The sequence below is a fragment of the Pseudomonas sp. LBUM1656 genome, from assembly GCF_059716065.1.
Map to the genome: position 1 here is coordinate 1,833,856 of NZ_CP166800.1, position 14,040 is coordinate 1,847,895.

11 protein-coding genes are annotated in these 14,040 nt (G+C 57.7%); 9 read left to right on the forward strand and 2 right to left on the reverse strand.

What is annotated here, in order from left to right:
* Positions 1-238 precede the first annotated feature (238 nt).
* Together ACA072_RS08155 and gltA are read right to left on the reverse strand one after the other, a co-directional pair.
* Positions 239-589: a hypothetical protein gene (locus ACA072_RS08155; protein WP_497623914.1), complete on the reverse strand. Its 351-nt coding sequence runs from the start codon at positions 587-589 to the stop codon at positions 239-241.
* Between the two features lie 383 nt (positions 590-972).
* On the reverse strand, positions 973-2,262 hold the full coding sequence (gltA, locus tag ACA072_RS08160; RefSeq protein ID WP_010456856.1) for a citrate synthase: 1,290 nt from the start codon (positions 2,260-2,262) through the stop codon (positions 973-975).
* 363 nt (positions 2,263-2,625) lie between these two features.
* Between gltA and sdhC the strand changes: the two genes are divergently transcribed.
* The 9 genes from sdhC (at position 2,626) to sucD (ending at position 14,002) form a co-directional block, all read left to right on the forward strand.
* Complete coding sequence (gene sdhC, locus ACA072_RS08165) at positions 2,626-3,000, forward strand: succinate dehydrogenase, cytochrome b556 subunit (RefSeq protein ID WP_033053500.1); 375 nt, start codon at positions 2,626-2,628, stop codon at positions 2,998-3,000.
* Entirely contained in the window at positions 2,994-3,362 is a 369-nt protein-coding gene (gene sdhD / locus ACA072_RS08170; RefSeq protein ID WP_007945134.1) for a succinate dehydrogenase, hydrophobic membrane anchor protein, read from the forward strand. The genes sdhC and sdhD overlap by 7 nt, the downstream gene beginning before the upstream one ends.
* Before the next feature lie 3 nt (positions 3,363-3,365).
* Entirely contained in the window at positions 3,366-5,141 is a 1,776-nt protein-coding gene (gene sdhA, locus ACA072_RS08175) for a succinate dehydrogenase flavoprotein subunit (protein ID WP_497623915.1), read from the forward strand.
* A gap of 11 nt (positions 5,142-5,152) precedes the next feature.
* Complete coding sequence (locus tag ACA072_RS08180; protein WP_056743991.1) at positions 5,153-5,857, forward strand: succinate dehydrogenase iron-sulfur subunit; 705 nt, start codon at positions 5,153-5,155, stop codon at positions 5,855-5,857.
* Between the two features lie 259 nt (positions 5,858-6,116).
* Complete coding sequence (locus ACA072_RS08185) at positions 6,117-8,948, forward strand: 2-oxoglutarate dehydrogenase E1 component (RefSeq protein ID WP_497623916.1); 2,832 nt, start codon at positions 6,117-6,119, stop codon at positions 8,946-8,948.
* A gap of 42 nt (positions 8,949-8,990) precedes the next feature.
* On the forward strand, positions 8,991-10,211 hold the full coding sequence (odhB, locus tag ACA072_RS08190; RefSeq protein WP_033056077.1) for a 2-oxoglutarate dehydrogenase complex dihydrolipoyllysine-residue succinyltransferase: 1,221 nt from the start codon (positions 8,991-8,993) through the stop codon (positions 10,209-10,211).
* A gap of 110 nt (positions 10,212-10,321) precedes the next feature.
* Entirely contained in the window at positions 10,322-11,758 is a 1,437-nt protein-coding gene (gene lpdA / locus ACA072_RS08195; RefSeq protein ID WP_497623917.1) for a dihydrolipoyl dehydrogenase, read from the forward strand.
* 196 nt (positions 11,759-11,954) lie between these two features.
* Complete coding sequence (gene sucC, locus ACA072_RS08200) at positions 11,955-13,121, forward strand: ADP-forming succinate--CoA ligase subunit beta (RefSeq protein WP_008148602.1); 1,167 nt, start codon at positions 11,955-11,957, stop codon at positions 13,119-13,121.
* Positions 13,121-14,002, forward strand: a complete 882-nt coding sequence (gene sucD, locus ACA072_RS08205; RefSeq protein ID WP_008148605.1) for a succinate--CoA ligase subunit alpha — start codon at positions 13,121-13,123, stop codon at positions 14,000-14,002. The genes sucC and sucD overlap by 1 nt, the downstream gene beginning before the upstream one ends.
* Positions 14,003-14,040: the final 38 nt, after the last annotated feature.

The following is a 14,040-nucleotide window of genomic DNA, read 5'->3' on the forward strand; positions in this document are numbered from 1 at the left end:
GCGCCTAAAAAAAGTAAGCAAAAAAACGCTCGCCCCAAGCGTCCGGCCCCTCGCTAAGGCTCGGCGTACCTTCGCTCCGGTATCCATCCGGGGACACTGCCCTCCGGTTGGCTTCGCTGCACCTACATGCAGCGTGTTCGACTGCGTCGAACGGCGCTGCGCGCCACTCCCCGGATGAACACCTCCACTCAGCCTCCCGAAAGGGGCGGGTGGATCAAGATCAAAAGCTGAAGGCGAGCTAACGCTCGGCCTGATGAGTGGTGAAGAGCAAAAGCCGTGCGCCACGCTGCTTTATGTGGGAGCGGGCTTGCTCGCGAAGGCGGCCTGACAGCCGACCAATATCTTGCTGATGCACCCAATTCAACTGTGGGAGCGAGCTTGCTCGCGATTGCGGTCTGACATCCAGCATTGAAGTCGTCTGACACTCCGCCATCGCGAGCAAGCTCGCTCCCACAGTTGTCAGGTTGCTTTGCTTTGCTTTGCTTTGCTTTGCTTTGCTTTGCTTTGGCTTTTGACGTTGATCTTGATCTTGATCTTGATCTTGATCTTGATCTCTCGCCCCTTCGGCAGGCCGAGCGTAGGTGTTCATCAGGGGGTGGGCGCGTAGCGCCGTGCGGCGAAGCCGCACACATCGAGAGGAGGTCGTCGCGAAGCAGACCGTAGGCGATGCCCCCTGATGGACGCCGTAGCGAGGGAACGCGGAGCCTCAGCGAGGCGCCGTACGCCGGGGCGAAGCCTTTTGCTTACTTTTCGCTGGGCCGGCATTCCGGCGTTTGGAAAAGTGAGTCGCTGTAAGAGCGAAACCATAAGTCGCCGTTACCGCAGAAACGGATATGTACACAAATCCCAAATCCCAAAAACCCAGTCGGCCCTCAGGCCGCTGAGACTTCTAAGGCCACACAAACAAAAACGGCCTCTATATAAATAGAGGCCGTTCCCGGTACAACTTAAGACGTTATCGCAAGACAGGTCTTATTTGCGGTCTTCCAGCTTGGTAATGTCACGCGACTCGTAGCCGGTGTACAACTGGCGCGGACGGCCAATCTTGTACGGGCTGGAGAGCATTTCTTTCCAGTGGGAGATCCAGCCGACAGTCCGCGCCAGGGCGAAGATCACGGTGAACATGCTGGTTGGAATGCCGATCGCCTTGAGGATGATCCCCGAGTAGAAGTCGACGTTCGGGTACAGCGAGCGCTCGATGAAGTACGGGTCGGTCAGCGCGATCTCTTCCAGGCGCATGGCCAGTTCGAGTTGCTTGTCGTGCTTGATCCCCAGTTCCTTCAACACTTCGTCGCAGGTCTGCTTCATCACGGTGGCGCGCGGGTCGCGGTTTTTGTAAACCCGGTGACCGAAGCCCATCAGTTTGAATGGATCGTTCTTGTCCTTGGCCTTGGCGATGTACTTGTCGATGTTCGACACATCGCCAATTTCATCGAGCATGGTCAGAACAGCTTCGTTCGCGCCGCCGTGGGCAGGGCCCCACAGTGCAGCGATGCCGGCGGCGATACAGGCGAACGGGTTGGCACCCGAAGAGCCGGCCAGGCGTACGGTGGACGTCGATGCGTTCTGCTCGTGGTCGGCATGGAGGATGAAGATCCGGTCCATGGCCTTGGCGAGTACCGGGCTGATCGGTTTGATCTCGCACGGGGTGTTGAACATCATGTGCAGGAAGTTTTCCGCGTACGTCAGGTCGTTGCGCGGGTACATCATGGGTTGGCCCATGGAGTACTTGTAAACCATCGCTGCCAGGGTCGGCATCTTGGCAACCAGGCGGATCGCGGAAATTTCACGATGCTGCGGGTTATTGATGTCGAGGGAGTCGTGGTAGAAGGCCGAGAGGGCGCCGACTACACCGCACATGACGGCCATTGGGTGGGCGTCGCGACGGAAGCCGTTGAAGAAGGTCTTCAACTGCTCGTGAACCATGGTGTGGTTCTTCACGGTGCTGACGAACTGGGCCTTCTGTTCTGCGGTCGGCAGTTCGCCGTTGAGCAGCAGATAGCAGGTTTCCAGGTAGTCCGACTTTTCAGCCAGCTGTTCGATCGGGTAACCGCGGTGCAGCAGAATGCCGTTGTCGCCGTCGATATAGGTGATCTTCGACTCGCAGGAAGCTGTCGACATGAAACCAGGGTCAAAGGTGAAACGGCCCGTGGCCGTCAGGCCCCGAACATCGATTACATCGGGACCAACGGTGCCGGTTAAAATGGGCAGCTCGACGGGGGCTGCGCCCTCGATGATCAACTGCGCTTTTTTGTCAGCCATGTGGCCTCCTATTTATGCTTGAAATCATCAGACAGACCCCCCACGCAGGGCCCGCACCACTATAGTGAGATAAATTCGAATGTCAATTTGCCTAAAGTCTTGCTCCAGAAGGCTTTAACCGGACTTTTTCCTCGAAATTGACTGCCATTTACGCCTTTTATCCAACTTGTGCAATGAGCTATTAGGGGAAGGTGAACGCGTTGTCATTAGTAGCCTAACTGTCTATACTCGGCCTCCGACCGCCAGGGGCTTTTGGGCCTGCTTTATTGGGGGTCGCACTCCCTGGGTGGTGGGTACCTGACCAGTGCACTCCCCAACAACTTTGCCCTGATTGTTAGGGGCTCTTCAGTGTGAAAAAAAGCCGTGAATAGCCAACGACCTGTAAACCTAGACCTAAGGACCATCAAACTCCCAGTCACTGCTTACACGTCCATTCTTCACCGAATCTCCGGAATCATCCTCTTTGTCAGCCTGGCCATCATGCTTTATGCATTGGACAAGTCGCTCGACTCGGAAGAAGGCTTCGGTCAGGTGAAAGCGTGTCTGACCAGTCCGCTAGCCAAGCTAGTGACATGGGGCATCCTGTCCGCCTTGCTGTATCACCTGGTTGCCGGTGTGCGCCACTTGATGATGGACATGGGCATCGGCGAGTCGCTTGAAGGCGGCAAACTGGGCTCGAAAATCGTTATCGCCGTTTCCGTGGTGGTAATCGTTCTGGCAGGAGTTTGGATATGGTAACTAACGTCACGAACCTGTCGCGTTCGGGCCTCTATGACTGGATGGCACAACGTGTGTCTGCGGTCGTTCTCGCGGCTTACTTCATTTTCCTGATCGGATACGTCGTCGCCAACCCTGGCATCGGCTACGCCCAATGGCATGAACTGTTCGCAAGCAACTGGATGCGTATTTTCAGTCTCCTGGCCCTCGTTGCCCTTGGCGCTCACGCCTGGGTCGGCATGTGGACCATCGCGACCGACTACCTGACGCCAATGGCGTTCGGCAAGTCCGCGACTGCAATACGTTTCCTTTTCCAGGCGGTATGCGGCGTTGCGATGTTCGCTTACTTCGTCTGGGGTGTGCAGATTCTCTGGGGTATCTGATTCATGTCTACTACCGTTAATACGCTTTCGTTCGACGCCATCATCATTGGCGGCGGCGGTGCTGGCATGCGCGCTGCGCTGCAGCTGGCACAAGGTGGTCACAAGACTGCCGTAGTTACCAAGGTTTTCCCGACTCGTTCGCACACTGTATCCGCCCAGGGTGGCATCACCTGCGCCATCGCCTCGGCAGATCCGAACGATGACTGGCGCTGGCACATGTACGATACCGTCAAGGGTTCCGACTACATCGGTGACCAGGACGCTATCGAATACATGTGTTCCGTAGGTCCGGAAGCCGTTTTCGAACTTGAGCACATGGGCTTGCCGTTCTCCCGTACCGAACAGGGCCGCATCTACCAGCGTCCGTTCGGCGGTCAGTCGAAAGACTTCGGTAAAGGTGGCCAGGCTGCACGTACGTGCGCCGCTGCCGACCGTACCGGTCACGCTCTGCTGCACACCCTTTACCAGGCCAACCTGAAGGCTGGCACTGTATTCCTCAACGAATACTACGGCGTCGACCTGGTGAAGAACGAAGACGGTGCCTTTGTCGGCATGATCGTCATCTGCATCGAAACCGGCGAAACTTCCTACGTCCGCGCTAACGCCACCGTACTGGCGACCGGCGGTGCAGGTCGTATCTACTCGTCCACCACCAATGCCCTGATCAACACCGGTGACGGCGTCGGCATGGCTCTGCGTGCTGGCGTGCCGGTACAAGACATCGAAATGTGGCAGTTCCACCCGACCGGCATCGCCGGCGCCGGTGTACTGGTGACTGAAGGCTGCCGCGGTGAGGGCGGTTACCTGATCAACAAGCACGGCGAGCGTTTCATGGAGCGTTATGCTCCGAACGCCAAAGACCTGGCGGGTCGTGACGTTGTTGCTCGCTCGATGGTTAAAGAAATCATCGCCGGCAACGGTTGCGGTCCGGATGGCGACCACGTAATGCTGAAACTCGATCACCTTGGTGAAGAAGTTCTGCACAGCCGTCTGCCAGGCATCATGGAACTGTCCAAGACTTTCGCACACGTCGATCCAGCCGTGGCGCCGATTCCGGTCGTTCCAACCTGCCACTATATGATGGGCGGCGTTGCCACCAACATTCATGGCCAGGCAATCACCCAGGACGCCGACGGCGTCGACCAGATCATTCCTGGTCTGTTCGCAGTGGGCGAAGTGGCTTGCGTATCGGTTCACGGTGCCAACCGTCTGGGCGGCAACTCGCTGCTTGACCTGGTGGTATTCGGCCGTGCGGCCGGCCTGTTCCTGGAGCAGACCCTGAAGGAAGGCGTTGATTACGCCCGTCCTCGCCAGTCCGACATCGACGCAGCCCTGGCTCGTCTCGATGGCCTGAACTCGCGTACCGAAGGCGAAGACGTCGCCACCCTGCGTAAAGAGCTGCAAAGCTGCATGCAGAACTACTTTGGTGTATTCCGTACCGGCGAATACATGCAGAAGGGTATTGCCCAGCTGGCTGATCTGCGCGGCCGTATCGCCAATGTCAAGATCAACGACAAGAGCCAGGCGTTCAACACCGCTCGAATCGAAGCCCTGGAACTGCAAAACCTGCTGGAAGTGGCCGAAGCCACCGCCATCGCTGCCGAGATCCGCAAAGAGTCCCGCGGCGCTCACGCCCGTGAAGACTTCGAAGATCGCGACGACGAAAACTGGCTGTGCCACACCCTGTACTTCCCGGGTGACAAGCGCGTAACCAAGCGTGCTGTGAACTTCTCGCCGAAGACTGTTCCGACTTTTGAACCTAAGATTCGGACTTATTAAGGGTGGCCGCCATGTTGCAAGTCAGTGTTTATCGCTACAACCCTGATCAGGACGCTGCGCCGTTCATGCAGGAATTTACGGTCGATACCGGTGGTAAAGACCTGATGGTGCTGGACGTGCTGGCCCTGATCAAAGAGCAGGACGAAGGTTTCTCCTATCGTCGCTCTTGCCGTGAAGGTGTTTGCGGTTCCGACGGCATGAACATCAACGGCAAAAACGGTCTGGCGTGCGTCACGCCGCTGTCCGCTGTCGTAAAAGGTAACAAGCTGATCGTTCGTCCGCTGCCAGGTTTGCCGGTTATCCGTGACCTGGTCGTCGATATGAGCATCTTCTACAAGCAATACGAGAAGGTTAAGCCATACCTGCAGAACGACACGCCGGCTCCGGCCATCGAGCGTCTGCAGACTCCGGAAGAGCGTGAAAAGCTCGACGGTCTGTACGAGTGCATCCTATGCGCTTGCTGCTCGACCTCTTGCCCGTCCTTCTGGTGGAACCCGGACAAGTTCCTGGGGCCGGCTGCTCTGCTGCAAGCGTACCGCTTCCTGGCAGACAGCCGCGACACCAAGACTGCCGAGCGTCTGGCTTCGCTGGATGACCCGTTCAGCGTATTCCGCTGCCGCGGGATCATGAACTGCGTCAACGTCTGTCCGAAAGGCCTGAACCCGACTAAGGCCATCGGTCACGTACGTAACATGCTGCTGCAAAGCGGCGTGTGATTCAGCTGTAAAGGCAGGACCGCTGTACCCGTAGATGCTACGGCGCAGGCTTCAACCGGCGCCGTAGTTTTAACCTGAGCAGCAGCTTATAAGGCTGCGGCTCTTATTTTGAAGAAATGAGACAAGCAGGGGCATCCGGGCTGGTACCCGGACTATCAGCGTGATCCTAAGTGGCTTGTTTTGGTCGCTGCATTCGGACTTCTGCAAGTTTGCTCGGTGTCGACGCCGGTGGTGTTCCCCTAACCGAGGGTGACCAAGCATGCAAGAAAGCGTGATGCAGCGCATGTGGAACAGCGCCTACCTATCCGGTAGTAACGCTGCCTATGTGGAAGAGCTCTACGAGCTCTACCTGCACGACCCTAACGCTGTGCCAGAAGAGTGGCGCACCTACTTCCAGAAGTTGCCGGCTGACGGCAACACTGCCACCGATGTTTCGCACTCCACAATTCGCGATCATTTCGTCTTGCTGGCAAAGAACCAGCGCCGCGCCCAACCGGTTTCCGCCGGGAGCGTGAGCAGTGAGCACGAGAAGAAGCAAGTTGAAGTGCTGCGATTGATCCAGGCCTACCGTATGCGTGGCCACCAGGCAGCCCAGCTTGACCCGCTGGGGCTGTGGCAGCGTCCTGCACCTGCAGACCTGTCGATCAATCATTACGGCTTGACCAATGCCGATCTTGATACGACCTTCCGTGCCGGCGACCTGTTCATCGGCAAAGAGGAGGCGAGCCTACGCGAAATTCACGAAGCGTTGCAGCAGACATATTGCCGCACCATCGGCGCTGAATTTACGCACATCACCGATTCCGAGCAGCGCCAGTGGTTCCAGCAGCGTCTGGAAAGCGTGCGTGGTCGTCCGACGTACTCCGCCGACATCAAGAGTCACTTGCTTGAGCGCGTTACCGCCGGTGAAGGCCTGGAAAAATACCTGGGCACCAAATACCCGGGCACCAAGCGTTTCGGTCTGGAAGGCGGCGAGAGCCTGATTCCGATGCTCGACGAGTTGATCCAGCGTTCCGGTTCCTACGGCACCAAGGAAATCGTTATCGGCATGGCCCACCGTGGCCGTCTGAACGTGCTGGTCAACACCTTCGGCAAGAATCCGCGCGAGCTGTTCGACGAGTTCGAAGGCAAGAAGAAGGTCGAGCTGGGTTCCGGTGACGTTAAATATCACCAGGGCTTCTCGTCCAACGTCATGACCACCGGCGGTGAAGTTCACCTCGCGATGGCCTTCAACCCGTCCCACTTGGAAATCGTATCTCCAGTGGTCGAGGGTTCGGTTCGCGCCCGTCAGGATCGTCGTAACGACCCTACCGGCGAGAAGGTTCTGCCGATCTCCATCCACGGTGACGCGGCATTCGCCGGTCAGGGCGTGGTGATGGAAACCTTCCAGATGTCGCAGACCCGCGGTTTCAAGACCGGCGGCACCGTGCACATCGTGATCAACAACCAGGTTGGTTTCACCATCAGCAACCCGCTGGACTCGCGTTCCACCGAGTATGCGACCGACGTTGCGAAAATGATCCAGGCGCCGATCCTCCATGTGAATGGTGATGATCCGGAAGCCGTATTGTTCGTGACCCAGCTCGCCATCGACTACCGCATGCAGTTCAAGCGTGACGTGGTGATCGACCTGGTCTGCTACCGTCGTCGTGGCCACAACGAGGCCGACGAGCCAAGTGGCACCCAGCCGATCATGTATCAGCAGATCACCAAACAGCGCACCACCCGTGAGCTGTATGCCGATCGCCTGACTCAGAGCGGTGTGCTGGACGTTGAGCGTGTTCAGGCGAAAGTCGACGAATACCGCAACGCGCTGGACAACGGCCTGCATGTAGTAAAAAGCCTGGTCAAAGAGCCGAACAAAGAGTTGTTCGTGGACTGGCGTCCGTATCTGGGCCACGCCTGGACTGCGCGTCACGACACGCGTTTCGACCTGAAAACCTTGCAGGAACTGTCCGCCAAGCTGCTGGAAATTCCGGAAGGCTTCGTGGTTCAGCGCCAGGTCTCGAAAATCTACGAAGACCGTCAGAAGATGCAAGCCGGCGGCCTGCCGATCAACTGGGGTTACGCCGAAACCATGGCTTACGCGACTCTGGCGTTCGAAGGTCACCCGATTCGCATGACGGGTCAGGACATCGGTCGCGGCACGTTCTCGCACCGTCACGCTGTCTTGCACAACCAGAAAGACGCGGGGACCTACGTTCCGCTGCAAAACCTGTACAAGGGCCAGCCACGTTTCGACCTGTACGATTCGTTCCTGTCCGAAGAAGCCGTGCTGGCGTTCGAATACGGTTACTCGACCACCACGCCTGAGGCGCTGGTGATCTGGGAAGCCCAGTTCGGCGACTTCGCCAACGGTGCCCAGGTGGTTATCGACCAGTTCATCACCAGTGGCGAGCACAAGTGGGGCCGTCTCTGCGGTCTGACCATGTTGCTGCCGCACGGTTATGAAGGTCAGGGGCCGGAGCACTCGTCGGCTCGTCTGGAGCGTTACCTGCAGCTGTGCGCCGAGCACAACATTCAGGTGGCGGTACCGACTACCCCGGCTCAGATCTACCACTTGCTGCGTCGTCAGGTGATTCGCCCGCTACGCAAGCCATTGATCGTTCTGACTCCGAAGTCGTTGCTGCGTCACAAACTGGCCATCTCGACCCTGGAAGATCTGGCCGAAGGTTCGTTCCAGACCGTGATCCCGGAAATCGATGCCCAAGACCCGAAAAAGGTCGAGCGCGTTGTTCTGTGTAGCGGCAAGGTCTACTACGACCTGCTGGAAAAACGCCGTGCCGAAGGTCGTGATGACATCGCCATCGTGCGTATCGAGCAGCTGTACCCATTCCCTGAGGACGACTTGAACGAAGTCCTGGCTCCGTACACCAACCTCAAACATATCGTTTGGTGTCAGGAAGAGCCGATGAACCAGGGTGCCTGGTACTGCAGCCAGCATCACATGCGCCGCATCGTTGGCAATCACAACAAGGCGCTCGTCCTCGAGTACGCCGGCCGTGATGCTTCTGCTGCACCTGCTTGTGGTTATGCATCGATGCACGCTGAGCAGCAGGAAAAACTGCTGCAAGACGCCTTTACTGTTTAACGCCTTCGCGCACCTGAAACCGAATTTAAGGACTCACAGATAATGGCTATCGAAATCAAAGCCCCCACTTTCCCGGAATCGGTTGCCGATGGCACCGTTGCCACCTGGCACAAACAACCGGGCGACGCTGTAAAGCGTGACGACCTGATCGTCGACATCGAAACCGACAAGGTTGTGCTGGAAGTGTTGGCTACCGCCGACGGCGTGCTGGGCGCTATCGTCAAGAACGAAGGCGACACCGTTCTGTCCGACGAAGTCCTGGGCTCCATCGAAGCGGGCGGCGCTGCTGCCGCTCCAGCGGCTGCCGCTGCTCCGGCCGCTGCACAAGCTGCCGCTCCAGCCGCTGAAGGCGAAGACGATCCTGTTGCTGCACCGGCTGCTCGCAAGCTGGCTGAAGAAAACGGCATCAACATCGCTTCCGTTGCCGGCACTGGCAAAGGCGGTCGTGTGACCAAGGAAGACGTGGTTGCAGCCGTAGCTGCCAAGAAAGCCGCTCCGGCTGCCGCGCCTGCCAAGGCTGCTGCTCCGGCTGCCGCTGCTCCTGTGTTCGCCGCTGGCGACCGCATCGAGAAGCGCGTTCCGATGACCCGCGTTCGCGCTACCGTGGCCAAGCGTCTGGTAGAAGCTCAGTCGAACATGGCGATGCTGACCACCTTCAACGAAGTCGACATGACCGAAGTCATGGCCCTGCGTTCGAAGTACAAGGACCTGTTCGAGAAGTCCCACAACGGCGTACGCCTGGGCTTCATGTCGTTCTTCGTGAAAGCGGCCACCGAAGCGCTGAAACGCTTCCCGGCTGTCAACGCGTCGATCGACGGTGCCGACATCGTCTACCACGGCTACGCCGACGTTGGTGTCGCTGTTTCCAGCGACCGCGGCCTGGTTGTACCGGTTCTGCGTAACGCCGAACTGATGAGCCTGGCTGAAATCGAAGGCGGCATCGCCACCTTCGGCAAGAAGGCTCGCGACGGCAAACTGTCGATGGACGAAATGACCGGCGGTACGTTCACCATCACCAACGGTGGTACCTTCGGTTCGATGATGTCGACTCCGATCGTCAACCCGCCGCAAGCGGCCATCCTGGGCATGCACAATATTCTGCAGCGTCCTATGGCGATCAACGGTCAGGTCGTTATCCGTCCGATGATGTACCTGGCGCTGTCCTACGATCACCGTCTGATCGATGGCAAAGAAGCTGTGACCTTCCTGGTTACCATCAAGAACCTGCTGGAAGACCCGGCTCGTTTGCTGCTGGATATCTGATTACGTTGCACGGGCCGTCCAGTGATGGGCGGCCCTCCTGTAATGACCAGCTTCGTCCCACGACACTCCCCAAAAGGGATTGTCCGGTTTGATTCGAGAAGGAATGACACATGACTCAGAAATTCGACGTGGTAGTGATTGGCGCGGGCCCTGGCGGTTACGTGGCTGCCATTAAAGCAGCGCAACTGGGCCTCTCCACTGCCTGCATCGAGAAATACACCGACAAGGAAGGCAAACTGGCCCTCGGCGGTACTTGCCTGAACGTCGGCTGCATTCCATCCAAGGCGCTGCTGGACAGCTCCTGGAAATACAAGGAAGCCAAAGAAGGCTTCGCCATCCACGGTATCAATCACGCTGGCGTGACCATGGACGTGGCGGCAATGGTTGGCCGTAAAGCCAACATCGTCAAAGGCCTGACCTCTGGCGTTGCCACCTTGTTCAAGGCGAACGGCGTCACTTCCCTGCAAGGCCACGGCAAACTGCTGGCCGGCAAGAAAGTTGAGCTGACCAAGCCGGACGGCACCGTTGAAATCATCGAAGCCGAGAACGTGATTCTGGCTTCGGGTTCGCGTCCGATCGACATTCCACCGGCTCCGGTTGACCAGAACGTGATCGTCGATTCGACCGGCGCACTGGAATTCCAAACCGTACCTAAGCGTCTGGGCGTTATCGGCGCTGGCGTAATCGGTCTGGAGCTGGGTTCGGTCTGGTCGCGTCTGGGTTCGGAAGTGGTTGTTCTGGAAGCACTGGAGAAGTTCCTGCCAGCCGCTGACGACGCCGTTTCCAAAGAAGCTTTCAAAACCCTGACCAAACAAGGTCTGGACATCAAGCTGGGCGCTCGCGTCACCGGTTCCAAAGTGAATGGCAACGAAGTTGTCGTGAACTACACCGATGCCAATGGCGAACAGAACATCACGTTCGACAAGCTGATCGTTGCCGTTGGTCGCCGTCCAGTGACCACCGAACTGTTGGCTGCCGACAGCGGTGTGAACATCGACGAGCGCGGTTTCGTATTCGTTGACGACCAGTGCGCCACCAGCGTACCGGGCGTTTACGCGATCGGTGACGTGGTTCGCGGCATGATGCTGGCGCACAAGGCGTCCGAAGAAGGCATCATGGTGGTTGAGCGCATCAAGGGCCACAAAGCCCAAATCAACTATGACCTGATCCCGTCTGTTATTTATACTCACCCGGAAATCGCGTGGGTCGGCAAAACCGAGCAGGTCTTGAAGGCTGAAGGCGTTGAAGTTAACGTTGGCACCTTCCCGTTCGCAGCCAGTGGCCGTGCCATGGCGGCCAACGACACCGGCGGTTTCGTGAAAGTCATTGCCGATGCCAAGACTGACCGCGTATTGGGCGTCCACGTGATTGGCCCGAGCGCTGCAGAACTGGTTCAGCAGGGCGCAATCGGTATGGAATTCGGCACCAGCGCGGAAGACCTGGGCATGATGGTTTTCTCCCATCCGACCCTGTCTGAAGCCTTGCACGAAGCAGCTCTGGCAGTGAATGGCGGCGCCATTCACATCGCCAACCGCAAGAAGCGTTAAGACAATAAGAAACCACGGCGGAATGGCCCGTCGTGAGCCTTGCATGCAAGACTCACCGCGGAATATCCGCTGGACGCAGTCTCGCGTAGTTGCACCGGTTGACCGGAAAGGCTACGCGAGCAGCAGTCACAGGTGGTGCGGCACTTGAACAAGTGCAGCACCGAATGCGCAGTACCTAACGAAGACGGTAATAAGCATGAATCTTCACGAGTATCAGGGTAAGCAGCTCTTCGCTGAATACGGCCTGCCAGTATCCCAGGGTTTCGCCGTAGACACCCCGGAAGCAGCAGCAGAAGCGTGCGACAAAATCGGCGGGACCGAATGGGTTGTCAAAGCCCAGGTTCACGCAGGTGGTCGCGGTAAAGCGGGCGGCGTAAAGCTGGTTCGCAGCAAAGAAGACGCCAAAGCATTCGCTCAACAGTGGTTGGGCAAGCGTCTGGTGACTTACCAGACTGATGCCAATGGTCAGCCAGTCACCAAGATCCTGGTTGAATCGTGCACTGATATCGCTAAAGAGCTGTACCTGGGCGCTGTCGTTGACCGTTCAAGCCGTCGCATCGTGTTCATGGCTTCCACCGAAGGTGGCGTGGATATCGAGAAAATCGCTCACGACACTCCAGAAAAAATTCTGAAAGCCACTATCGATCCACTGGTTGGCGCTCAGCCATTCCAGGGTCGCGAGCTGGCATTCCAGCTGGGTCTGGAAGGCAAGCAAGTTGCTCAGTTCGCCAAGATCTTCGTAGGTCTGGCCAAGCTGTTCAAGGATCACGACCTGGCTCTGCTGGAAGTGAACCCGCTGGTGATCAAGGCTGACGGCGATCTGCATTGCCTCGACGCCAAGATCAACATCGACGCCAACGCCATGTACCGTCAGCCTAAGCTGAAGACTTTCCACGATCCGTCGCAAGACGATCCGCGCGAAGCGCACGCTGCCAAGTTCGAACTGAACTACGTAGCACTGGAAGGCAACATCGGTTGCATGGTCAACGGTGCTGGCCTGGCCATGGGTACCATGGACATCGTCAACCTGCATGGCGGCAAACCAGCCAACTTCCTCGACGTGGGCGGCGGTGCTACCAAAGAACGCGTTACCGAAGCCTTCAAGATCATCCTGTCCGACACTAACGTCGCTGCAGTACTGGTCAACATCTTCGGCGGCATCGTTCGTTGCGACATGATTGCCGAAGGCATCATCGGTGCAGTGAAAGAAGTCGGCGTGAAAATCCCGGTTGTTGTTCGCCTTGAAGGCAACAACGCTGAGCTGGGCGCTAAAGTACTGGCAGAAAGCGGTTTGAACATCATCGCTGCTACCAGCCTGACCGACGCTGCTCAACAAGTCGTTAAAGCTGCGGAGGGCAAATAATGAGCGTCCTGATCAATAAAGACACCAAAGTTATCTGCCAGGGTATTACCGGTTCGCAAGGTAGTTTCCACACCCAGCAAGCCATCGAATACGGCACCAAGATGGTCGGTGGCGTTACTCCGGGCAAAGGCGGCACCGAGCACCTGGGCCTGCCAGTGTTCAACACCGTGAAAGATGCTGTAGCTGCCACTGGCGCCACCGCCAGCGTGATCTACGTTCCAGCTCCTTTCTGCAAAGACTCCATCCTGGAAGCAGCCTTCGGCGGCATCAAGCTGATCGTTTGCATCACTGAAGGCATTCCTACCCTGGATATGCTGGATGCCAAGGTCAAGTGCGACGAACTGGGCGTAGTCCTGATCGGTCCTAACTGCCCAGGCGTGATCACCCCAGGCGAATGCAAGATCGGCATCATGCCAGGTCACATTCACTTGCCAGGCAAGGTCGGTATCGTTTCCCGTTCCGGCACCCTGACCTACGAAGCTGTCAAGCAGACTACTGACGCCGGTTTCGGTCAGTCGACTTGCGTCGGCATCGGTGGTGACCCGATCCCGGGTTCGAACTTCATCGACATCCTGAAGCTGTTCCAGGAAGACCCGAAGACCGAAGCGATCGTTATGATCGGCGAGATCGGCGGTTCGGCTGAAGAAGAAGCGGCTGCCTACATCAAGGCACACGTGACCAAGCCGGTTGTTTCCTACATCGCTGGTGTGACTGCCCCTGCAGGCAAGCGCATGGGCCATGCTGGCGCAATCATCTCTGGCGGCAAAGGCACTGCAGACGAGAAGTTTGCTGCCCTGGAAGACGCAGGCGTTAAAACCGTGCGTTCGCTGGCAGACATCGGCAAGGCTTTGTCCGAGCTGACCGGTTGGGCGATCAAGTAAGCCTCGCGCTTAGCTGACGCTTCACCAAACAAAGGCCA